Source organism: Methylobacterium sp. J-001, assembly GCF_022829565.1.
In the GTDB taxonomy this organism is placed as follows: Bacteria; Pseudomonadota; Alphaproteobacteria; order Rhizobiales; family Beijerinckiaceae; genus Methylobacterium.
Genome location: NZ_JAKSYN010000170.1, coordinates 1 through 20885 on the forward strand (window position 1 = coordinate 1; position 20885 = coordinate 20885).

Below are 20885 nucleotides of genomic sequence, written 5' to 3' on the forward strand. Positions count from 1 at the left end.
TGGCGGTGGTGCCGGCGGCGGCGAAGGCGGCGGGGACGCCGAAGACCGAGCTGTTCGAGCGGCTGCTGGCGTCGAAGGCGTAGCCGGCGTTGATACCGAAGTAGGCGCCGGTCCAGGTGAACACGGGCACCGGGGTGAAGACGGGCGGCGGGGCGACGCGGCGCGGCAGGTCGGCGGCCGAGGCGGCGCCGGTCAGGAGGGCCGTGGCGGCGCTCGCGAGAAGAAGCTTCTTGATCATCTGGTCCTCTGTCTCCCGTTGGGCGGGATGTGTACCCGGCAATAGAGATGACAGGACGACCCGGCGCGATAGTGCAGCGGTGCAACAGGGCGGACAAGGCCCCCGGGTGGTATGCAGAGGCGTGCGGTGGAGCACATCCCGCGCCTACGGGGCTGATTTCAGCCCGGAGATTTGTATCTCAACGTGTCCGGCAGCAAAAAAACCCGCCGCACGAAGGCTGACGGGGCTTTAGTTTGCTCGAGAACATTCCCAGGACCAACCAGGAAGCTTCATCCTCCGTTAGATCCGAGGGACGGACGGCCCGCAAGCCCATCCGCGACTGTTGATGGGGGTTAAGATTAATTAACGTCCCCTGCCCGGCGCGCCCCGGCATCGACCCCCCGTGACCATCCGCTCTCCTGCCGTGCATGCGGGCGGGACGGTCAGAGCAGCGCGGCGCCGGGTTGCATTCGGCCGGCCTCCTGTGGTGAGCCTCCCGGCATGCCGTGTCCGAGATCATCTGCCGTCGTGCCGGGCAAACCCCAGGGCCGGCCGCCCGCGCCGCACCCGCGAGCGTAGCGTGCCCGTGTTCGGCTTCTCCCTGACCTCCACCGAGCCCGACAGCATCGCCCACATCATTCAGGTGGCGCTCGCGCCGGCTTTCCTGCTGTCGGCGCTGGCGACCCTGCTCAACGTGTTCTCCACCCGCCTCGGCCGGATCTCCGACAAGGTCGATACCCTCTCGGGGGAGATCGCCCGGGTGACCGATGCGGAGGCCGCGCGCCTGTCCCGCCGGCTGACCTTCCTGCGGCGACGCTCCTTCATGCTCGACGTGGCGGTCGTCCTGGCCTCGCTCGGCGCCTGCCTGATCGGGATGGCCGTGCTGACCCTGTTCGTCGGGGCGCTGCGCGATGCGGCGACCGCCTCGATCCTGTTCGCCTGCTTCGGTCTCGCCCTGGTCTGTACCGTCGCGGCGGTCGGGGCGTTCATGACCGAGATCCTGATGGCCGGTCATGGCGTGCGCGACGAGGTCGAGCATCAGCAGGACAAGGTCCCGGCGCGACCGTGACCGGATTCCCTTTCGCGTTGCGTGCCCGAGGAACTTCGTCTTAATCTTGATGCGGCTTGATTCCGCTCGCCTGCCGCGTCCAAGTGTTCCGCCATGAGTGTCGCGATCCTGGTTGCCCTCATTGCCGGAGCCCTGTGCCTCGGGATGCTCTCCTCCCTGCTGCCGTTCGGGCGGCGGGACGAGGACGAGGGGGAGATGCTGCAGCCCGGCGAGAGCGACCTCTTCGATTATGGCGGCCCGATCATCGACCTGGAGCCGCTGATCCCGCTGATCGAGGCGCAGGCGCTCGAGGCGAAGCGGTAGGCCCCGCACGTTCAGGGAAGGGCCGCCGGCCCGAGCGCGTCCGGACGGCGGCCCCGAGCCCCCTTTAGGCGGCTTCCTCGTCCGAATCGTCCGCGTCCAGGATGGTCTCCAGATCACCGACCAGGGCGTCGAGCTGATCGGCCGTCGCCTTGAGCTTCAGCGTGGTGCCGTCCTCGGTCTCCACCGCGATCTCGATATGGTCCTCGACCTTGGCGGCCAGGGCCTGCTTGATGGTGTAGGTCGTCACGTCAGCCTTGTCGGCCATGCCGGTCTCCTTGTTGGGCTGCGGGCAACGCGGATCGTCCGGGATCGGCGCTGCGGCAGAAGCTCGCGTCGCAGGCTCTTTCCGCGGTGGGCGGGCCTGCGCCCGGCCCGGTGCGATGCGCCGCCGAAACGCCGCCGTCGGGAGCCGAGGCTGCGCGGTCTGCGGCGCCCGGCCTACCGACGCCCGCGCTGCATCACCGTCCGCTGGCGATAGGTCGGCACCTCCGGGAGGCGTGTCGGACGCACGGGGGGCGGCAGCAGCAGGTCCGGCTTGGCCCGGGGCGTCTCGACGATGACCGCCTCCAGCACCGTTGGGCGCGATGGCGTGTCCAGAACGAGGGGCCTGCCGGGCTTGGCGGCCAAGGTGCCCAGTGCCCAGAGGGCGAGACAGGCCAGACCGACGAGAACGCCCGTCCAGGACGGTTCCGTGCGAACCATCAGGAAGGCGGCGCCGGTCAGGGCGGCCGCGGCTGCGAGCAGCCGGGGGGTGGGGTCGCCGGACATCACGGCTCCGGGCCTTCGAGTCTTCGCGCTCGCGCGCGCCGAACCGGCATCCACGTGGCCGGCGCGCGCCAGCCTCAATGATGCGGGCTGACGGCCGATGAACATCATCGCTGCAAGTCTAATCAATCCGCCAGGCTGGAGGGCGGCTGCCAGGTGGCGCCGGGATGCTCGCGGATGTCGCCGGCCCGGGTGCCGGTATCGGCATCGCTGGTCCAGTCGCTGGGTTCCGTGACGCTGGCGATCTCCGCATCCGGATAGGCGGCCGCCAGGAACAGGCGCGCCTCGCCCTCGGCCTCGGCCCGCACCGTCACGAGCGGCTTGTCTCCGTCCCCATCGCGGATCTGGGCGATGAACAGCTTGGTCATGGTGGGCCTCCGCTACCGTGGGGCGCCAACGAGCCGGCGGCGGGATGGTTCAAGGCCGGAGTCCGGATCGCGCGGACTCCGCCTTCCGCCACACCTGTGGCAGCCGCGATACAGCTTGAGTGTGGAAAACCGGGTAATTTCCCGCTCGATAGGAACATTCGCTGGGGAAAGACCAGTCATGAAGACGCTTCTGGCCTCGTTGGCCGCCTTTACTGCCCTCACCGCCGCAGCCTCGGCCGCCGACCTGCCGCGTCGCGCCGCCCCGCCGCCGATCTTCACCCCGGTGCCCGTGTTCACCTGGACCGGCGCCTATTTCGGTATCAACGCCGGCTACGCCTTCGACGCCAGCAGCAACAGCACCTCGAGCTTCGCCGTCCCGGCCCCGTACGGCAACGGCACCACGGCCTATTTCAGCCAGCGGAACCAGGAAGGTTTCTCCGGCGGTGGCCAGGTCGGCTATAACTTCCAGTTCACCCCGGGTTCGGGCGTGGTCGTCGGCATCGAGGCCGATGCCCAGTACCTCGATTTCGGCCGCAGCCGGAACAACGCCCTCGTCGTCGGCCCGCTGGCCCAGGGCGTCTACCTGACCGACCCGCGCGGCCTGTCGAGCCTCGACTTCTTCGGCACCGTGCGCGGCCGCCTCGGCTACGCCTTCGACCGGGTCCTCGTGTACGGCACCGGCGGCTTCGCCTACGGCTCGGGCAGCGCTGACCGCTCCTTCGGCGGCTTCGCCGGCAACGACAGCTTCCGCACCGGCTGGACCGTCGGCGGCGGCATGGAATACGCCCTCCCGGTCGACTCGTTCCTGAACTTCTTCCGGTCGAGCGCCGTGACGGTCAAGGTCGAAGGCCTGTACGTCAATCTCGATCGCAACACCCGCAACCAGGGTGCGTTCGTGATCAACGCCGCCAACAACGTCCCGCTGGTCTCCAACAACATCGGTCGCCGCGACGACGAGTTCGCCGTGGTCCGCGCCGGCCTGAACTACAAGTTCGGCTCGTACTAAGACTACTAAGACCAGGACCGCCCGGCCGCGCGCCGGGCGTCCCTCCGACCTGCGACAACGCCCCGGGAGCCTGCGCTCCCGGGGCGTTGTCGGTTTGTGCATCCTCCCGCAGGTCGGCAACCGCCATGCGCGATGACGCTCATGCGGTGCATCGGCCGCCCGCCTCAGTCACGCGGGTGGGTGGCACCGACCCGAAATCCGCGGCGTTCTCGAGCCGAACACGCCGGCTGCCCGCTCCACGACCCCGCCGGAGCCGCCGCGCTGCCGGTATGCGGCCGTGGCGGAGGCCCGGGGGAACAGCCCCGACGCCCCGGCCGTTGTTCAGATCATGCCGGCTGGGGCCGGCCCTTCGGGACTCGAGGCAACCATGACCAGCCGTACCCTGCAGACCACGCTTCTCGCCCTCGCGCTCGTCGCCGGCAGCGCCGGGATGGCGGCCGCTCAGAGCACGCCCAACGGCGACACCTCGACGTCCGGCTCGCCCGCCGGCAGCAACAGCACCGGAAACGGCGCCACCGGCAGCGGCGCGGCCCCCAGCGGCAAGTAACCCTGCCTGAGCCGGACAAGCGGGGAAACTGGGCGATCCGGGAGCCCCGCGCTCTGACATGCGTGCAGTCTTTCCGCCCCGCGTTTCTTATGGAACGCGGGGTTTTTCGTGGGCCGAGGGAAAGGCCGGGGCGGCACGCGCCGCTCAGGAACAGCCCGCCGCCGAGCCGACGCGCGCCGACCCTCCTCCCTCTGGCACAAGGACGTCGCAAGAGCACCTGTCCGGTCGCGCGTGACGACGGCATGGGCCGCACCGCGCGCCCATGGATGGGGCCTGGGGGGAGGAGCGCCATCCGCCGCCCGTATCCGATCGACCGCTTCGGCGTCGATGTCGCCTGTGGCGCGGCGCGGCGCGGCGCGGACCGTCGGGACGGTCGATGGCGCGATCCTCTCGACGGATGGGGATACCCCTTACGCCGCGGCCCGCGCCGCGATCATCGCGGCTTTGCCCGGCTGCGCATCCTGAACGCGGACCTCCACCAGGATCGCGACGGCGTGCGCGAGACCATCTGGGCTGCCGGCCCACCGGGCGATCCGCTGTGCGCCCTCACCCGCCGAACCGCGCCCGATACGCCTGCGGCGTCGCCGCGACGTGGCGCAGAAAACTGCGCCGCAGGGTCTCCTCGGAGCCGAAGCCGCAGGTCCGGGCGATGCGCTTCACCGGCTGCGCGGTTTCGGCCAGCGCCCGCCGTGCCGCCTCGATCCGCAGGCGCTCCACGGCCTTGGCCGGGGTGAGGCCGGTCGCCTCCCGATAGTGCCGGCTCAGGCTGCGTTCGCTCATCCCGGCGGCCTCCGCCAGGACCGGGAGCGAGAGATCGCCGGAGAGGTTCTCGGCGATGAAGGCGTGGAGCGCCCCGAAGCGGTTCTCCCCGGCCTGCAGGGCCAAAGCCGCGCTGAACTGCGCCTGCCCGCCGGGGCGCTTGAGGAACATCACGAGGTGGCGCGCCACCGCCAGGGCGCGATCGCGGCCGAGATCGGCCTCGACCAGGGCGAGCGCCAGGTCGATCCCCGCGGTGACCCCCGCGGAGGTCCAGACCGGGCCGTCCTGCACGAAGATCGGGTCGGGCTCGACCCGGGCCAGCGGGTAGCGCCGGGCCAGGGCGCCGCAATGCTTCCAATGGGTCACGGCCCGTCGCCCGTCCAACAACCCGGCGGCCCCGAGCAGAAAGGCCCCGGTGCAGACCGAGGCGACCCGGCGCGCCCGCCCGGCCCGGTCCCGCGCCCAGGCCACCAGCGCCGGGTCGGCCGACGCCGCCGTGACCCCGGGGCCACCGGCGACGATCAGGGTGTCCACCGGCGCGTCGCGCTCCGGCAGCGGGTCGGCCATCAGGCGCAGGCCGGCCGAGGCGGTGAGCGCCCGGTCGCCGGCCGCGATAACCCGCGGCGCGTAGGGCGCAAGCCCGCCGCTCAGGTCATTCGCCGTGGCGAAGACCTGGAGCGGCCCGGCCACGTCGAGGAGCTGCACCGCCGGGAAGGCCAGCAGCTCCACCGGGCGGGATGCGTCTGGCGAGAAACGAGGGGTGTTTGGCATCTCGGCCAGAGCGTGCCGCGGTAAGGTCTCCCTGTCCAGCCCGGAGGCTCCGCATGATCCCCCCCGAAACCCCTCTGCAGATCGGCTCGCTCCTGTTCGAAGGACTCGACCAGATCGACCTCACCGGCCCGTTCGCGGTGCTGTCGCGGATTCCCAATTCGACCTACCGGATCTACGGGCCGAGCTCTGAGCCGGTGCGCGACCTGCGCGGTCTGCGGATCACCCCCGACGCCGCCCTCGCGCAGGCGCCGCGGCTCGACGTGCTGCACATCCCCGGCGGCCAGGGCCAGGAGGCTCTGATGCGCGACGCCGCCGTGCTCGGCTGGATCCGCAGCCAGGCTGCGGGCGCCTCTCACGTCTTTTCGGTCTGCACCGGCGCGCTGCTGCTCGGGGCGGCTGGGCTGCTGATCGGGCGGCGGGCCACGACCTACTGGAACGCGGTCGACCTGCTGCCCTGGTTCGGGGCGGAACCGGTCGACGCCCGGGTGGTGATCGACCGCGATGCCGACGGCCGCACCTGGCTGTTCGCGGCCGGGGTCACCGCGGGGATCGACGGCGCGCTCCGGCTCGCGGCCGAATTGCGCGGCGACGATGCCGCCCGGCTGATCCAGCTCGGCATGCAATACGCCCCCGAGCCGCCCTTCGACAGCGGCACCCCGCGGACCGCCCCGCCGGCCATCGTCGCGCAGGCGCGCGCCGCGGCGGCCGGGATCACCGCCCGGCGGGAGGCCACGGCCCGGGCGATCGCGGCCGAGCTCGGCATCCCGGCCCCCGGACCTGCCGAATCGCACCTGGGAAACCGGTACATCCCACCGGCCCGGTGACACGCCCCGGCATCGGTCCTATCTGTCCGCTCTGAACGGACAGAGTCATGACGGACGTAACAACCAGAACCGCGAAGTTCGCGATCGGCGCGGTGGTGCGCCACCGGGTCTACCCGTTCCGGGGCATTGTGTTCGACGTCGACCCGGTCTTCGACAACACCGAGGAATGGTGGCTGGCGATCCCCGAGGAGGTCCGGCCGCGCAAGGACCAGCCGTTCTACCACCTGCTCGCCGAGAACGCCGAGACCGAGTACGTCGCCTACGTGTCCGAGCAGAACCTCCTGCCCGACACGTCCGGCGAGGCCCTGCGCCATGCCGGCATCGCCGAGATGTTCGAGCGCGACGCGGCCGGCGGCTACCGCGTGCGCGACCGCGTCCGGAACTGAACTCTTCGAAGAGTCCGGTCACGCTCGGGCCATGCTGCGACGATACTGCGACGGGTGTCGCCGCGATTCTTCGAAGGTCCCGTCGTGATCTCCCGTCCCCGCGCAGCGGCGCTGCTGGCCTCCTCATTGCGCCGGCCTGGGCCAATGACAGAGCCGCCGAACTCGATGCCGGCGGCCTGATCCTGAGGCCGGAACCCGGCATCGCCCTGGCCAGCGAAGACCTGTCGATCGCCCTCGACCGGATCCGCGTATCCTATGAGTTTCGCAACCAGGCGTCGGAGCCGCACACCGTCCGGATCGCCTTTCCGTTGCCACCGATTGACGGCCGGAGCTTGAGCTTCTCGGCCACGAAGCTCCCGCAGGTCGAGCACGCGAATTTCGTCGGCTTCACCGTCACGGTGGACGGAAGCCCGGTCCAGCCGGACCTGGAAGAGCGCGCCTTCGTGGGCGAGCGCGAGGTCACCGACCTGCTGCGCCGCCACGGCCTGCCGCTCAACCCGCTGCGCGTCTTGGAGATCGCGGCGGCGGCCAAGCGGATCGGCAAGCCGGACTGGGCGGAGCTGGTCCAGGCCGGGCTGTTCCCGGACGCCGCGGACATGACCGAGGGGCTCTAGCGCTTCGAAGCGAAGTTCCACTGGCTGCAGACGTTTCCGCCCGATCGGGAGGTGCGGATCGCGCACAGCTACGTGCCGGTGAGCGGCTTCCACGTCCTCGACCCCAAGGAGGCCGCCCGCGCCGCCTACCGGGCGACCTACTGCCTGGACGAGGCCGGGCTGGCGGCGATCCGGCGTCTGCACGCGCAGGCGCCCGACGCGAGCGGCCACCTGCGGGCCTTCGTGGTGCCCTACATCGTCACCACCGCGCGCAACTGGGCCGCCCCGATCGGCCGCTTCACCCTCACCGTGGACAAGGGCAGCCCGGAGGCGGTGGTGAGCTTCTGCCGCTCGGGCATCCGCAAGACCGGCCCGACCACGTTCCGCTGGGAGGCGCAGGACTACGTGCCCGATCATGACCTCCGGGTGCTGATCGTCCTGCCCGGCCCGGGCCCCAGGGGGATCCGGTAGGCCAAGGCCCGGGTCCGACAGGGCGATCCCTTCGGCTGAGCTCGGGGCGGAGCCCCGAAACGCACAGCGCGGTTCCGGCCATCGCGCATGAAAAAGGGGCCGGCCCCTGCGGACCGGCCCCTGATAACGTCCGCTGCGGCGTTACTTCGCTGCCGGAGCCGCAGCACCGGCGGCCGGCGCGGCGCTGCCCTGCTGCTCGAGCTTCTTGCGCATATCCTCGCTGCGCTTCTCCAGCTCGGCCTGAAGCTTCTTCTGCTGCTCCTCAAGCACCTTGGGGTCGATGGCCGGGCCGTCGAAGGCCTTGCCGAAGCCGGTCAGCGGCACCGCGAAGGTGACCTCGCGCTGGGTCTGGTTCTGGACCGAGACGTTGAGGGTCGTGCCCTTCTTCATGGCGGCGATGACGCCGGCATCGACGCCGCCGGCCTCGGCGAAGCAGCCGTTCGGGAAGCAGACCGCGAAGCGGCCCGGGGTGGCGGCCTGGCCGTCGACGTTGAAGCGGATGCCCGGCTGCAGCAGCAGGCCGAGCGGCAGCAGGTAGCGCACCACGCGCACCTCCTGCTTCTGGGCGGCATTCTTCATATCGTAGACGGCCACCGCCAGCACGGGCTGGCCCTGGTCGGACACGAAGTCACGGGTGGTGTAGCAGATGTCCGTGCCGGAGCCCTGATCCTTGCCGCAAACCTTCGTCCAGTCGGCCTGGCTCGGCTCGGACTTCACGGTCACGATCTGCGGGCCGGTCTGCGCGGCGGCACCGGCCGGCGTGTTGGCGGCCGGGGTGCTCGGCGCGGCGGGAGCAGGAGCGGTCGGCGCTGGGGCGGCGGGCTTCTTCGGCTGGGCCAGCGACGGAGCGGCCGCAAGGCCGAGGCCCGCGAGGCCGAGGAGGGCGGCGCGTGCCAGCGTCGCGGGGCGGGTGAAGGACATCGGCTCTGACCCCTTTGGAGAAACGTGATGTGGCTTGCGGAGCCGGCCTGACGGGCTGGTCCGCCGGACCGCCCGGGCACGCGCCGCCGTGGCGTGCCTCCCGAGGCTCCGGATGAATCGGTCCGACCATCGGGCGAGGATGGCGCCGGATGCGCGCATCGCCTGCCCCGGCGACCGGGCGGCCTGCCTCTCCCCTCCGAATGAGGCGAAGGCATGACACCGCGGCATTGCGTGCCCATCGGGGCACCCTGTGCCGCAGCCGGCTCCCGATAGGCCCCTGCCTGCCCGGCTGCAAGCGCGACGTTGCCGGCGCCCCCGGCGCGCCCTGCGTGACGACAGCCTCGCCCAAGTGAACGGGTCTTAGCTGGGGGTTAACCATAGTCGGCCGACCATGCGGGTGGATCTGCAGTGCGGGTGGGGGGCGGATTGAGCGCGTTCGCGGTGGCGGAGAGGACGGCCGATGCCGCGCCGGATGCGTCCGCGCGGTCCGGCGGCTTGTCGGCCAGCCTGTTCGCGGCGGCCCAGACCGGCCCGCAGCGCACGGCGCTGCGTGATTCGGGCGACCGGGCGGCCTGGTGCGGGCGCCCACCGATCACCTGGACCTACGCGGCGGCCGCCGAGATCATCGGTCGCCTCGCCCGCGGGATCGGGGCGTGGCGGCTGCCCGCCGGCAGCCGGGTCGGCCTGTGGTTTTCCGGCGGCGCCGAATCGACCCTCGCCCACCTGGCTGTCGAGGCAGCCGGCCACCTCCCCTGCCCGATGCCCGCCCTCTGGGATTCCGAGCAGCTCTCGGTCGGCATCGCGTCCGCCGGCCTGGTCGCGATGCTGACGGAGGGCCGCCGCGGCGGCCGCCGCCCGGCCGAGGACCTTGCCCGCGCGGCCATGGGCCATTTCGGCCTGCGCTATCTCGCGGCCTTCGGTCCCAGCGTCCCGGACGGCGTGATCAGCCTCGATGCGATGGCCCTGGAACGCGGGGTCGTCGAGCCAGTGGCAAGCCGTGGCCTCGTCACCTTCGCGGCGGGGGATCCGAGCCGTCCGGTCTACCGCAGTGCGGCGGCGCTCTCGGCAGCGATCGATGTCCATCTCGCCGCGCTCCCGGTGACGGCAGAGGAGCGGATCCTGACGCTCCTGCCGGCCCATGACCTGCGCGGCCTGGTAACCGGCCTCGGCGCGGCGCTCGCGGCCGGGGCCAGTCTCGAGACCGTGATCCCCTTCGACGAGGCGGGGTTCCGCGCGGCCCTGATGCGGCCGGCGCCGACCCGGCTCGTGGTCCCGGCCTTGGTCGAGACGGCGCTCGCCGCCCTGCCCCTTCCCTGGACCGTGCGGGCGCTCCAGGTGGTCCATCGGGCGCCCGCGCGCGTGATCGCGAGCGCCCTCCCCGAATTGGCGGGCCCGCGCCGCCTCGCTTCGCTGGTCTTCGACGAGGACGCGGTCCTCACCCGTCTCGGCAGCCGCGACCTCGCCGCGACCCTGGCCGATCCGGAGCGGGCACCCCTGCCCCGGGCGCTCCTCGATCTCGCGTTCCTGGACCTCGGCGACGACCGGGATGGCCCGTTGGCCTATCGCGGACTGGCCTGCGCCACGGCGGCGTTGCCCCGCAGCGGCGTCCCGGAGCCGGACGTCCTGGCGTGGCGGGACTCTGGCTACCGGCCGGTCCTGTTCGGCGGTGTCGCGACCGGGATCGAGGCCGTCTGAACGGCGGACGATCGTCGGTTCATCGCGCGCTCAGGTACGGAGGATAATCTCGCATCCGCACACGGCTGGACGGATCCGATCCGCGCCTTCGTGGGTTTCGCTTCGGATTGTGGTTCTGGCTATCTTCCCAAGCCACGTTTCATGAGGTACCGCTCAAGCCTATGGGTGCGCTGCAACAAGTGCTCGTGGTCGATGACGGTGTTCGCGCCGTGGACCGGTCCCTTTCGGGCGAGCTCGCCAACCTCGGCTACGCGAGTGTCACCGCCTCGATGGAGGCGGCGGACGATGTTTTGGCCGTGATCGCCCGCCCGGCGGCGGTGCTGCTCCAGGCCCCTACCCGTCGTGATCCTGCCTATGCCCGCCGCGCCGCCCGCCTGCGCTGCCAGCTGCGCGACCGCGGTATCCCGGTTCTCCTGATCGGCGACGCAGGCGAGTCACGGGCCGGCGGCCCGGTGGACCTCGCCACCCGCCTCGGCGCCTACGTGGCCGCCCAGCCGGACCTCTGAGGGCACTCACCGACTGAAGCCCCGTTACGGTGACGGGGCGCGGGCAGCGAAGCGGCCTCGGGCATCCTGCGAGTTCCGATTTGGTGCAGGCCTTGGCGGCTCCCCTCGCGATGAGCGCACACGGATCCCCGCCATCGAGCCCGGGATCCGAAGGCCGATGTTGTGCTGCGATTCGGATCGTTGAGGTGATCTCGTCGCTGTCGCTCGACACGCTTCCCTTCGCGCCGCGCACGACGATCTCCAGTTCGGCCAGGGCTACCAGGTCTCCGTGGACCCGCTTGACGTCGCGGTCGAGCGCGCGGGCCAAGGCTCGAATTCCCGTCTCGGGCGTCTGTCGAATGGGGCACAGGCGTTCGTAGCGCTTCGGCGTCAGCGCGGCGCACAGGGCACTCCAGTCCCGAAACAGGATGCGATCGCTCCCAGGGACGACGTGTCGCCCTCCGCCGCCTTCCCGGTCATCTCCGCCGCTGCCGACCTCAGTCCTTACCCGGGGCTCGCCTCCAGGCTTCGACGGCCCTGCTCCTGCCAATGATCGGCTGCGCTGCGCTCCGTGTCGAAGCCGATCCCGCGTCGCACCACAGCGTCTCTCCCAGCCCCCACCGAGAGAACGCGCTCAGCGCGCCCCGCGCATCAATTCCGGTGCGCCGAGCCGCGGCAGCACGCCTTCGCGCATCACCACCCGCCGGAGCGGGCCGAGATGCGACATGGCGAGCAGCCCGAGTCCCCGGAGCGCGTCGACCGGCAGCAAGTCGGTCAGCAGGCTGCGGTTGAGCAAATCCACCGCAGCGGTGCGGGCCGCTGCGTCGAGGCGGCGGCTCCGGGCGTAGCCGTCAAGGACCGGCCGGGCGCCGGGATCTCGGCCATCGCGGGACGCGGCCACCAGCACGTCGCGCAGGGCAGCGGCGTCGCGCAGACCGAGATTCAACCCTTGCGCGCCGATCGGTGGGAAGACGTGGGCCGCCTCGCCGACGAGCGCCAGGCGCTGCGCAACCGGGCTCGATACGGAGAGGCCGCGCATCGGTACGAGGCCGCGTGGGCCGTCGACTCGCATCGCGCCGAGCATGGCCCGGGCCTGCCGCTCCACCGCCCGGCCCAGGGCGGCGTCGTCCAGAGCCGCGAGGCGCCGCGCCGCGCTCTCCCCGGTGACCCAGACCAGGCTGGAGCGATGCCCGCCCGGCAGCGGCACCAGGGTGAACGGGCCGGAGCGGGTGTGGAACTCGGTGGAGACGTCCCGGTGCGGACGGTCATGTGCCAGGATCGTGGTGATCGCGCTCTGTGGATAGGTCCAGTCGCGCACGCGCACGGCGCTGGCGGTCCTGAGCGGGGAGCTGGCCCCGTCGGCGCCGACCACGAGACGGGCCGCGACCGCGCCGCCATCAGCCAAGCGCAGCTGCGCGACAGCCTCGCCGGGGGTGGCGCCGGCGGCATCCGCCTCGACCAGGGTCAGATTGGCCTGAGCGCGGGCGCCGACACGCAGGCTCTCGACCAAGCGGGCGCTCTCGACGTTCCAGCCGAAGGCGTCCAGCCCGATCTCGGCGGCCTGGAAGCGCACGGGCGGCGGCCGGAACAGGCTGCCGGTGTCGTCGATGATCTGCAGGGTGCAGAGCGGACTCGCATGCGGCGCCACCGCCTCCCAGGCGCCCAGGGCCTCTAGGAAGCGCACCGACCCATCGAGCAGCGCCACCGTCCGCCCGTCCGCCACGGGGGCGTGGCGGCCGACCAAAGCCGTCCGGATGCCGGCCTGGGCGCTCGCCAAGGCGGCGGCCAGCCCCGCGGCCCCCGCGCCCACCACGGCGACGTCGAATGCCGCGCCCTCCGGTCTGCTGCCCTGCACGATGTCTCACCCGCTTCCGCGCCGATTCGTCCACGCGGCCCGTGCTCCTATCTGAGCATTCCGGTATCCCTGCCAAGCCCGACCCGCGAAGGCCACAGCGCCGCAGCCCGGAGCGAAGCATGAAGGGGCCTCGGACCTCGGCCTCCTTAGCGCTGCCCGAACGCGCCGTTTCACCCGAGGAACGCCGACAGCTCCGCGAACACCTCCTCCGGTCGCTCCTCTTGGAGGGTATGGCCGCAATCGAGCGCCTGGCCGGAAACATCCGTGGCCTTCTCGCGCCAGGTCTCCAGCACGTCGTAGGTCTGGCCAACCGTGCCCTTCGCACCCCAGAGGGCGAGCAGCGGCGCCGTGATCCGCGCGTCCGAGTCGGCCGCGTCGTGCTCCAGGTCGATGCCCGCCGCCGCCCGGTAATCCTCGCAGATTGCGTGGCGGCAGGCCGGGTCGCTGTAGCAGCGCAGATACTCGGCGAAGAGGTCCGGCGGGGTCGAGCCCGGGGTCTTGGACTGGCCCTCGACGTGGTGGCGCAGGAAGAACTCCGGATCCGCGCCGATCAGCGTTTCGGGAAGCGGATGCGGCTGGATGAAGAAGAACCACCAGAAGTACCGGGTGGCGAAGGCCTTGTCGGTGCGGGCGTACATCGTTGCCGTGGGGGCGATGTCGAATAGGGCGAGGCGCTCCACCCGCTCCGGATGGTCCAGGGCCAGGCGGTGGGCGACGCGGCCGCCGCGATCGTGGCCGACGAGCGCGAACCGGTCGTGGCCCAGCGCGCGCATCACCGCCACCGCATCCGCCGCCATGGCGCGCTTGGCGTAGGCGGCGTGGGCCTCGCCGCCCGGGGGCTTGTCCGAATCGCCGTAGCCGCGCAGGTCCATCGCCACGACCGTGCGGCTTTCGGCCAGGCGCGGCGCAACGTGGAGCCAGGTCGACAGGGTCTGCGGGTGGCCGTGCAGCAGCAGGACCGGCGGCCCGGAGCCGCCGGAGCGGGCGTGGATCGTCACGCCCGGCTCGGTCTCGATCCGGTGCCGGACGAAGCCCGGCAGAAAATCCGTGCCCATGCGCTCGGTCGCCTCCGTCCCCTGTGCCCGTGTCCCTTGCGCCGCACTGGCGCGCCGGGATGCACCGGATGATAAGGCGGCTCCGGCAGGATGTCCGCCGAGCCACCATGACAGATGCACGCGCGACTCAGGACGCCGCCCTCCGGGACGCGGCCTTAAACGACCCGGACGCCGAGGTGCCGGAGGGCGAGGGGGTCCGCGCGCCGCTGCTGCGCCCGAGCATCCTCGATCCCCTGTTCGCCCCGGCCCGCGCCCTGCCGGGCGTCGGCCCCAAGATGGCGCCGCTGATCGAGAAGCTGCTCGGCACCCCGGAGCGGGAGGCCCGGGTGGTGGACCTGCTGTTCCACCTGCCCCAGGGCGGCGTCCCGCGCCGGCTGATGGGTTCGATCAGCGATGCGCCCGTGGGCGAGCCGGTGACCGTCGGGGTCACCGTGGTGGCGCACCGCCCGGCCCAGATCGGATCGGGCAAGCGCCCGCACCGGGTGCTGGTGGAGGACACCACCGGCGACATCTCCCTGGTGTTCTTCGGCATGCCCCGGGCCCGGGTCGAGAAGATGCTGCCGCTGGGCACCCACCGCTACATCACCGGCCGGATCGACCTGTGGGACGGCACCCGCCAGATGGTCCACCCGTCCCGGATCGTGGACGAGGCGGGGCTGGCCGAGCTGCCCGCGGTCGAGCCCATCTACGGCGCCACCGAGGGGCTGACCTCCCGGGCAATCAACAAGCTGGCGGTGGCGGCCCTCGACCGGCTGCCGACCCTGCCCGAATGGCAGGACCCGGCCTGGCTGGAGAAGAACCGCCTCCCCGCCTTCGCGGATGCCCTGCGGGTCGAACACCGCCCCGAGGAGCCCCTCCCGAAATCCGAGGATCCGCTCCAGCCGCCGCCCGCCACCCCGGCCCGGCGCCGCCTGTCCTATGACGAGCTGCTGGCCTCGCAGCTGGCGCTCGCCCTGATGCGCGCCCGCCAGCGGCGCAAGGCCGGCCGGGTCAATGCCGGCGACGGCGCCGTGAGCGGCCGGATCCAGGCCGCCCTGCCCTTCGCGCTCACCGGCGCGCAAGGCCGTGCGGTGGCGGAGATCCGCGCGGATCTCGCTGCCCCGCGCCGGATGCTGCGCCTGCTCCAGGGCGATGTCGGCTCGGGCAAGACCGCGGTGGCCCTGCTCGCCCTGGCGTCGGCCGTCGAAGCCGGGCGGCAGGCCGCGCTGATGGCCCCAACGGAGATCCTGGCGCGGCAGCATTTCGAGCGGCTGCAGCCCCTGGCCGGCGGTCTGCGCTTGCGCCTAATGACCGGCCGGGACCGGGCCGCGGAGCGCAAGAGCACGCTGGCTGCCCTCGCGGCAGGCGAGATCGACATTCTGGTTGGCACCCATGCCCTGTTCCAGGAGGCGGTGACGTTTCGCGACCTCGGTCTCGCCGTCGTGGACGAGCAGCACCGGTTCGGCGTCCACCAGCGCCTGGCGCTGGGTGCCAAGGGCGAGGCCGTGGACTTCTTGGTCATGACCGCGACGCCGATCCCGCGCACCCTGGCGCTGACCTTCTTCGGCGACATGGACGTCTCGATCCTCGACGAGAAGCCCGCCGGCCGCCAGCCGATCCGCACCCTCACCCTGCCGACCGAGCGGATCGACGAGGTGGTGGCCGGTCTCGCCCGGGCGATCGCCGGCGGCGAGCGGGTCTACTGGATCTGCCCGCTGGTGGAGGAATCCGAGTTCATCGACCTCGCAGCCGCGGCCGAGCGCTTCGACGACCTGAAGCAGCATTTCGGCGACGCCGTCGGGCTGATCCACGGCAAGATGCCGGGCCCCGAGAAGGATGCTGCCATGGCCCGGTTCGCCGCCGGGGAGACCAAGGTTCTGGTCTCGACCACGGTGGTCGAGGTCGGCGTCGACGTGCCCGAGGCGACCATCATGGTGATCGAGCATGCCGAGCGCTTCGGGCTGGCGCAGCTGCACCAGCTCCGCGGCCGGGTCGGACGCGGCTCCAAGGCGTCCTCGTGCTTGCTGCTCTACCGGGGGCCGCTCGGGCAGGTCGCGCGGGCGCGGCTCGAGATGATGCGCGACAGCGAAGACGGCTTCCGTATCGCCGAGGCGGACCTGAAGCTGCGCGGCGAGGGCGAGGTGCTCGGGACCCGCCAGTCGGGCCTCGCCGCGTTCCGGCTGGCCCGGATCGAGAGCGACGGCGACCTGCTGGAGGCTGCCCGGGACGATGCCAGGATGATCGTCGAGCGCGATCCCGGCCTCAAGAGCCCGCGCGGACAGGCCCTGCGGGTGCTGCTCTACCTGTTCGAGCGCGATGCCGCGATCCGGCTGATCGGGGCCGGCTGAACAGAGGCCTTTCCTGAACGGCGCCGTTCAGGAAAGGCCTCTGTTCAGGAACGCCGCAGCTCGGCCATGTGCGCTAGGGAACATGCCGAACGGAATGGGCGGCTGATGCCGGGCAAGCGACCCAGACGGATAAAGTGCAATTGCGGCAAAGGGTTGGCTTTGCGCATGCCTGCGCGGAGCCGGGCTTCAGGACCGCGGGAAAGCGCTGAGGCATGGGCCGTGACCTTGCATCAGCCACAATCGTCCCTTAACTGCAGATGAACGAATGGCCCGGTAAGCCGGGACATCACGGACGAATCTGGAGGACGGACATGCCGCACGGACTGTTCCAAAACCTGCCGGGCTCCCACGAGATGGCCGGTACGCAAGCCCTACCGACCGAGCCCTGGCTGATGCCGATCTCGGATCGGGCCGCCGCAGCGGTGTCGAAGACGTCTGAGGAGTTGCAGGCCGCCGTCCGGCAGGCCGCGCGTCCCTTCTGGCTTGCCGCTAACGGGCTCTGCATCGCGCTGGGCCTCGCGCTGACGCTCCAGTGCGCCACCGGCTGGACACCAACTCCGTCCCGCAGCGCTGTGACGGTGGCTCAGGCGACCCCGCCGACCATCGCGCCGCAGACGGCCTCGCTGCAGCGCTGAGCTTCCTTTAAAATTGACTGATGGAAAGGGCGGTCCCGCTCGCGCGGGGCGGCCCTTTCCGTTGAACCTCACGCGTCCTGCGGTTCCCGCCGGGCCGCTGGGTCGCCTGCCTGCTGCGCGGCCCGCAAGGACGCCGCCATGGCGTGCAGCCGACCCTGCGGGTCCTCGGGCTGGATCACGCCGGCCGACATCACGAGCTTGGCCGCATCGTCGACGCTGATGTGCAGTTCCACCACGGCGGAGCGCGGCAGGTAGAAAAAGAAACCCGTGGTCGGGTTGGGCGCACAGGGTAGGAACACCCCGACCATCTCGTCCGCGCCGGCCGCGTTCCGGGCCTGGAGCGCGCCCTCGACCTCCGGGGATGCGGGCGCCGACAGGAACACCACCGACCACGTGCCCTTCACCGGGAACTCGACCAGGCCGACCGTGCGGAACGAGGTGCCGTTGGCCGAGAACAGGGTCTCGAAGATCTGGCGCAGGCCCTTGTACAGGCCGGAGATCACCGGGGTGCGGGCCAGCAGCACCTCGCCGAACTCGATCACCGAGCGGCCGACCAGGTTCGCCGTGAGGAAGCCCAGCAACGTCACCGCCAGGAACGCGATGACGAGGCCGAGGCCGGGAATCGAGAACGGCAGGTAATGGTCCGGCAGATAGCTCGCCGGCACCAGCGGCTTCACGAAGGAATCGATCAGCGCGATGAACCACCAGGTGATGTAGGCGGTGATCGCGAGCGGACCGGCCACGATGATGCCGGTGAGGAAATAGGTGCGCAGCCGCCCCCGGGCGCTGACGCGCGTCTTCGCGGTGGCGGGGCCGGGCGCGGATGCGTCGGGCTCGGGAGCCTGAATCGGCGGGGAACTCGGCGCCACGGGTGCCCTCTCGGCCGCTCGATGCGCGGCGATCCTGCCTGAGGGCGATCAATCCCCCGCAGGCACAGGTAGCGGCTGCGCTTGTCCGCCTCAAGGGCGGCGGGCCGATCGGTGGGACCTGCTGTTCTCGAGGGCTCCGCCCCCGAACCCCGCCAAAGGGCTGAGCCCTTTGGAAACCCAGGACTCAGAACGCCAGGGCCGGCATCGCCTCCCGGGGGATCACGGCGCCGCGATGCCCGATCACGACGCCTGCCAGGCGGTGCGCCTCGGCGGCGGCGGCCTCCGGGGCCAGACCGGCGACGCGAGCCGCGATGTAGCCCGCCGCAAAACTGTCGCCGGCGGCGGTGGTGTCGACCACCCGCTCTACCGGGCCGGCCGGAACGGCCGTGTCGCCGGCCCCGTGCAGCACCCGCGCGACTGGGACCGGGCCATCCGAAGTCTTGAGCACGATCTCGGCGCGGCCGCGATGGCGCAGCACCTCGTCCTCGCCCGCCGCGCCGTAGAGCCAGTCCAGATCCTCCAGCGAGGCGAAGATCAGGTCCGCCTGGGCCAGGGCCGCCCGGAACGCGGTGCGGGCCACCTCGCGATCCGGCCAGCCGCGGGGGCGGTAATTCGTGTCGAACGCGACCCGGCCGCCCCGGGCACGCAGGGCCGCCAGGGTCTCGGCGAGCGCCGCGCGCCCGGTCTCGCCGTAGAGGGACAGGCTGATGCCGGAGACGTAGACGAGGTCGTCGGTCTCCAGGGCGGCGCGCGTCTCCGGGGCGCCCGGCTCCGAGAACAGGTCCCGGGCGGCGGCGCTGTCGCGCCAGTAATGGAAGCTGCGCTCGCCCGCGTCGTCGGTGCGGATGATGTAAAGACCCGGCATCCGGCCCGGCAGGCGACGGATCCGGCCGAGGCCGATGCCCTCACGGCCCCAGGCCTCCACCATCGCATCGCTCCAGGGATCGTCCCCGAGGGCGGTCACGTAATCGACCGTCACGCCGAGGCGGGCGAGGTAGAGGGCGGTGTTGAGCGTGTCGCCGCCGAAGCCCCGGACGAGGCTCCCGTCCGGCCGCTCCGACAGCTCGACCATGCACTCGCCGACGCAGGCGACTCTCATGCCGCTACTCCCCCTGCGGGCCATCGACCGGCCCCGCGACGGACGGGGCCCGTTCGCCCCGATATGTCAATCGCGCGGCGTCATGTCCGGGCGGTCGCCCGGCCATCCGGTCCGAGCTCAGCGGGGGCGCCGTCTGTGTCCGGGGTCCGTTTCGGGCCGTACCGCTTTGGGAGGTGTCCAGGAACAAGCACGGCGTATTCCGCTGGCTGTTCCTGGTATGTTGTGATGTTGATAGCGAGTATATTGCGCAAAATATTGGATCCAATCTGATGCGATCCTCATGCTTTGCCGGGACAGCTGTGATATTCCCAAAATGAATATTTTATTTAGGTGCCCAATTCGGTGCGATATATTTATTCTATGCCGATGCTGTGATGCGGCTTGCATTTGGGCGCGTTCTCGCGAGCGGACAGCGTAAATGAAAAATAATTACTAAGACATATTGATGAATGTTGTTCGACGCGCGTATCGGATCTGCCTGAAAAACAGGGCGAAGTAGCAGTTCGACACGTATATTATCTTCAGACCGATGCGCCTGGAGCGCCGATATGTCGTATTTTATATAAGGAATGAGTTCGATTCTTGCGCCGAACAGAACTGACGATCGCGACTGCAGCGGATCGAGCCGGGCCGCGCGGATTGCGCGCGCGGGCAGGACGCGCCGCGGACGAGGCTTTCGGTTCAGTTCGGAGCCCGGGGCGACAGGCACTGGCCGCGCGGAGCCCGGATTGATGTCGGCGGGCGCGAACAAATTTGAGATGACCTGAGATGTTTCATTCCGCCCTCAGCGCCCTGACCTTTTCCTCCGGGGAATTTCTGACGATCACCGAGAGACGGGGGTTGAGTGGCGCCTGGAGCTGGGTGCTCGCCGGTGGCGAGCAGATCTGGTCGCCCGGGTTCTTCCGCCTTCTCGGCCTGGTGCCGAATGCCACGAAGGCGAGTTACGACTTGCTCCTGAGCTTGGTCCATCCGGAAGATCGGCACCGCCTGCCCGCGCCCGGTGAAGTCCGGCAGGGCCATATCCCGCATGAGACGATCGTCCGGGTGATCCGCCCGAACGGCACGGTGCGCGTGCTTTCGCTGGTGATGGAGGCGCGCTTCTCCGCGGAAGGCCGGCCCATCGCCGTCAACAGGACGGCGCTCGATGTCACCGACCGCGAGCAACTGTCACGGATGCGGGAGGTGGAGCGGCGGCGGGGCGCGCTGTATCTCACCGAGCACATCGTGGCCTTCTCGGTCGGGCTCGATCTCCGTCACGAATTCCCGTTCGAGATGGCGCAGGTGCACGGGCTGCCATACGAAGAGATTTGCCTCGACCCGTACGCGATGATCGTTCCCGAGGAGCGGGCGGCCTTCCAGGATGCGGCCCTGACACAGATCGAGCGGCGGCTCTTCTTCCAGGGCACGGCCCATGAGCGCCTGGCGAACGGCGAGCTCTGGCATTTCAAGATCATCACGGTGCCGGTCCTGGATCCGGACGGCGTCTATCTCGGACGCTGCGGGCTGAAATGCCCGGCTCGAAGCCCCATACCGATATCGTCGGCTCTGAGCAAAGGCCTCGACCAGGCCGTGACCGGCCATCACCTGCGCGCCGCCCGGGCTCTGCTCGACTGGTCGATGATGGATCTGGCTCAGGCGAGCGGCGTGTCGCATTCCACCGTCCGGCGCCTCGAGGAGGACCGCGAGCATCGCGGGAGCCGATCTCGGCTCCAAGCCGTGGAGGCGCTGCGCCGGGCGGGTATCCGGTTCATCCCGATGGACGACGGAACGCTGGCGGTGGGCAAGAGCTGAACGGAACCCGTTCGAGCCGCCTTGACGTCGATGCCATCGCGGGGGTCGTCCGGGTGACCATGACAAACGTCGTG

The 20885-nt window shown here is 70.9% G+C and carries 20 protein-coding genes and 2 pseudogenes; 12 read left to right on the top strand and 10 right to left on the bottom strand.

The annotated features are described in order from the left end of the window. A pseudogene (locus MKK65_RS21645) lies at positions 1–238 on the bottom strand (porin family protein); the annotation flags it as partial. Between the two features lie 565 nt (positions 239–803). Between MKK65_RS21645 and MKK65_RS21650 the strand changes: the two are divergent. Both MKK65_RS21650 and MKK65_RS21655 read left to right on the top strand, forming a co-directional pair. Beyond that, complete coding sequence (locus MKK65_RS21650) at positions 804–1286, top strand: DUF2721 domain-containing protein (RefSeq protein ID WP_058193543.1); 483 nt, start codon at positions 804–806, stop codon at positions 1284–1286. 93 nt (positions 1287–1379) lie between these two features. Further along, a complete protein-coding gene (locus MKK65_RS21655) occupies positions 1380–1589 on the top strand; it encodes a hypothetical protein (RefSeq protein ID WP_058193544.1) in 210 nt (69 codons plus the stop codon). A 64-nt stretch (positions 1590–1653) separates the two neighbouring features. Here MKK65_RS21655 and MKK65_RS21660 read toward each other — a convergent pair whose 3' ends face one another. From MKK65_RS21660 to MKK65_RS21670, 3 genes are all read right to left on the bottom strand, one after another. Beyond that, positions 1654–1854 (bottom strand): hypothetical protein, encoded by a 201-nt coding sequence (locus MKK65_RS21660; protein WP_058193545.1) that lies wholly within the window; start codon positions 1852–1854, stop codon positions 1654–1656. Positions 1855–2027: 173 nt separating this feature from the next. Continuing rightward, positions 2028–2357, bottom strand: a complete 330-nt coding sequence (locus tag MKK65_RS21665; protein WP_201025792.1) for an energy transducer TonB — start codon at positions 2355–2357, stop codon at positions 2028–2030. Between the two features lie 122 nt (positions 2358–2479). Then, on the bottom strand, positions 2480–2722 hold the full coding sequence (locus tag MKK65_RS21670) for a hypothetical protein (RefSeq protein WP_058193547.1): 243 nt from the start codon (positions 2720–2722) through the stop codon (positions 2480–2482). 178 nt (positions 2723–2900) lie between these two features. Here MKK65_RS21670 and MKK65_RS21675 point away from each other — a divergent pair, with 178 nt between their 5' ends. Then, entirely contained in the window at positions 2901–3728 is an 828-nt protein-coding gene (locus tag MKK65_RS21675; protein ID WP_058193548.1) for an outer membrane protein, read from the top strand. 367 nt (positions 3729–4095) lie between these two features. Continuing rightward, positions 4096–4275, top strand: coding sequence for a hypothetical protein (locus MKK65_RS21680; RefSeq protein WP_058193577.1), 180 nt, complete (start codon positions 4096–4098; stop codon positions 4273–4275). Positions 4276–4821: 546 nt separating this feature from the next. Here the strand turns inward: MKK65_RS21680 and MKK65_RS21685 are convergent. Beyond that, positions 4822–5805, bottom strand: coding sequence for a GlxA family transcriptional regulator (locus tag MKK65_RS21685; RefSeq protein ID WP_082643332.1), 984 nt, complete (start codon positions 5803–5805; stop codon positions 4822–4824). Between the two features lie 53 nt (positions 5806–5858). On the opposite strand from MKK65_RS21685, the gene MKK65_RS21690 reads away from it, so the two are divergent. The 3 genes and pseudogenes from MKK65_RS21690 (at position 5859) to MKK65_RS21700 (ending at position 8079) form a co-directional block, all read left to right on the top strand. Beyond that, positions 5859–6629 carry a DJ-1/PfpI family protein gene (locus MKK65_RS21690; protein ID WP_058193550.1) on the top strand — a complete coding sequence of 257 codons (771 nt, stop codon included), beginning with the start codon at positions 5859–5861 and terminating at the stop codon, positions 6627–6629. Positions 6630–6676: 47 nt separating this feature from the next. Next, positions 6677–7015 (top strand): heat shock protein HspQ, encoded by a 339-nt coding sequence (gene hspQ, locus MKK65_RS21695; RefSeq protein WP_058193551.1) that lies wholly within the window; start codon positions 6677–6679, stop codon positions 7013–7015. A 125-nt stretch (positions 7016–7140) separates the two neighbouring features. After that, positions 7141–8079, top strand: a pseudogene (locus MKK65_RS21700) (DUF4424 domain-containing protein). 141 nt (positions 8080–8220) lie between these two features. Here the strand turns inward: MKK65_RS21700 and MKK65_RS21705 are convergent. Then, complete coding sequence (locus MKK65_RS21705; protein WP_243960171.1) at positions 8221–9000, bottom strand: invasion associated locus B family protein; 780 nt, start codon at positions 8998–9000, stop codon at positions 8221–8223. A 426-nt stretch (positions 9001–9426) separates the two neighbouring features. On the opposite strand from MKK65_RS21705, the gene MKK65_RS21710 reads away from it, so the two are divergent. Next, positions 9427–10695, top strand: coding sequence for an AMP-binding protein (locus tag MKK65_RS21710; RefSeq protein WP_243960172.1), 1269 nt, complete (start codon positions 9427–9429; stop codon positions 10693–10695). A 161-nt stretch (positions 10696–10856) separates the two neighbouring features. After that, positions 10857–11201 carry a hypothetical protein gene (locus tag MKK65_RS21715; protein ID WP_058193554.1) on the top strand — a complete coding sequence of 115 codons (345 nt, stop codon included), beginning with the start codon at positions 10857–10859 and terminating at the stop codon, positions 11199–11201. A 613-nt stretch (positions 11202–11814) separates the two neighbouring features. Here the strand turns inward: MKK65_RS21715 and MKK65_RS21720 are convergent. Together MKK65_RS21720 and MKK65_RS21725 are read right to left on the bottom strand one after the other, a co-directional pair. Continuing rightward, positions 11815–13035: a UbiH/UbiF family hydroxylase gene (locus MKK65_RS21720; protein ID WP_082643336.1), complete on the bottom strand. Its 1221-nt coding sequence runs from the start codon at positions 13033–13035 to the stop codon at positions 11815–11817. A gap of 170 nt (positions 13036–13205) precedes the next feature. After that, positions 13206–14090 carry an alpha/beta fold hydrolase gene (locus tag MKK65_RS21725; protein WP_243960173.1) on the bottom strand — a complete coding sequence of 295 codons (885 nt, stop codon included), beginning with the start codon at positions 14088–14090 and terminating at the stop codon, positions 13206–13208. Positions 14091–14197: 107 nt separating this feature from the next. Here MKK65_RS21725 and recG point away from each other — a divergent pair, with 107 nt between their 5' ends. Both recG and MKK65_RS21735 read left to right on the top strand, forming a co-directional pair. Continuing rightward, positions 14198–16417: an ATP-dependent DNA helicase RecG gene (gene recG / locus MKK65_RS21730; protein WP_243960174.1), complete on the top strand. Its 2220-nt coding sequence runs from the start codon at positions 14198–14200 to the stop codon at positions 16415–16417. Between the two features lie 311 nt (positions 16418–16728). Next, complete coding sequence (locus MKK65_RS21735) at positions 16729–17052, top strand: hypothetical protein (protein WP_058193557.1); 324 nt, start codon at positions 16729–16731, stop codon at positions 17050–17052. 68 nt (positions 17053–17120) lie between these two features. On the opposite strand, the gene MKK65_RS21740 is transcribed toward MKK65_RS21735, so the two are convergent. Both MKK65_RS21740 and MKK65_RS21745 read right to left on the bottom strand, forming a co-directional pair. After that, positions 17121–17921: a DUF502 domain-containing protein gene (locus MKK65_RS21740; protein ID WP_058193558.1), complete on the bottom strand. Its 801-nt coding sequence runs from the start codon at positions 17919–17921 to the stop codon at positions 17121–17123. A 184-nt stretch (positions 17922–18105) separates the two neighbouring features. Beyond that, positions 18106–19020 (bottom strand): sugar kinase, encoded by a 915-nt coding sequence (locus MKK65_RS21745; RefSeq protein WP_243960175.1) that lies wholly within the window; start codon positions 19018–19020, stop codon positions 18106–18108. A 768-nt stretch (positions 19021–19788) separates the two neighbouring features. Here MKK65_RS21745 and MKK65_RS21750 point away from each other — a divergent pair. Next, the gene (locus MKK65_RS21750) at positions 19789–20811 is read left to right on the top strand and encodes a helix-turn-helix domain-containing protein (RefSeq protein ID WP_243960176.1); all 1023 of its coding nucleotides are present in this window, start codon (positions 19789–19791) and stop codon (positions 20809–20811) included. Positions 20812–20885: the final 74 nt, after the last annotated feature.

Excerpts from the sequence above, each read along its gene's own strand:
- MKK65_RS21715 (WP_058193554.1), top strand. The coding sequence starts at position 10,857 with ATGGGTGCGCTGCAACAAGTGCTCGTGGTCGATGACGGTGTTCGCGCC.
- MKK65_RS21705 (WP_243960171.1), bottom strand. The coding sequence starts at position 9,000 with ATGTCCTTCACCCGCCCCGCGACGCTGGCACGCGCCGCCCTCCTCGGC.
- hspQ (WP_058193551.1), top strand. The coding sequence starts at position 6,677 with ATGACGGACGTAACAACCAGAACCGCGAAGTTCGCGATCGGCGCGGTG.
- recG (WP_243960174.1), top strand. The coding sequence starts at position 14,198 with ATGACAGATGCACGCGCGACTCAGGACGCCGCCCTCCGGGACGCGGCC.
- MKK65_RS21660 (WP_058193545.1), bottom strand. The coding sequence starts at position 1,854 with ATGGCCGACAAGGCTGACGTGACGACCTACACCATCAAGCAGGCCCTG.
- MKK65_RS21690 (WP_058193550.1), top strand. The coding sequence starts at position 5,859 with ATGATCCCCCCCGAAACCCCTCTGCAGATCGGCTCGCTCCTGTTCGAA.
- MKK65_RS21665 (WP_201025792.1), bottom strand. The coding sequence starts at position 2,357 with ATGTCCGGCGACCCCACCCCCCGGCTGCTCGCAGCCGCGGCCGCCCTG.
- MKK65_RS21725 (WP_243960173.1), bottom strand. The coding sequence starts at position 14,090 with ATGGGCACGGATTTTCTGCCGGGCTTCGTCCGGCACCGGATCGAGACC.
- MKK65_RS21735 (WP_058193557.1), top strand. The coding sequence starts at position 16,729 with ATGCCGCACGGACTGTTCCAAAACCTGCCGGGCTCCCACGAGATGGCC.
- MKK65_RS21685 (WP_082643332.1), bottom strand. The coding sequence starts at position 5,805 with ATGCCAAACACCCCTCGTTTCTCGCCAGACGCATCCCGCCCGGTGGAG.
- MKK65_RS21655 (WP_058193544.1), top strand. The coding sequence starts at position 1,380 with ATGAGTGTCGCGATCCTGGTTGCCCTCATTGCCGGAGCCCTGTGCCTC.
- MKK65_RS21675 (WP_058193548.1), top strand. The coding sequence starts at position 2,901 with ATGAAGACGCTTCTGGCCTCGTTGGCCGCCTTTACTGCCCTCACCGCC.
- MKK65_RS21750 (WP_243960176.1), top strand. The coding sequence starts at position 19,789 with ATGTTTCATTCCGCCCTCAGCGCCCTGACCTTTTCCTCCGGGGAATTT.
- MKK65_RS21745 (WP_243960175.1), bottom strand. The coding sequence starts at position 19,020 with ATGAGAGTCGCCTGCGTCGGCGAGTGCATGGTCGAGCTGTCGGAGCGG.
- MKK65_RS21670 (WP_058193547.1), bottom strand. The coding sequence starts at position 2,722 with ATGACCAAGCTGTTCATCGCCCAGATCCGCGATGGGGACGGAGACAAG.
- MKK65_RS21680 (WP_058193577.1), top strand. The coding sequence starts at position 4,096 with ATGACCAGCCGTACCCTGCAGACCACGCTTCTCGCCCTCGCGCTCGTC.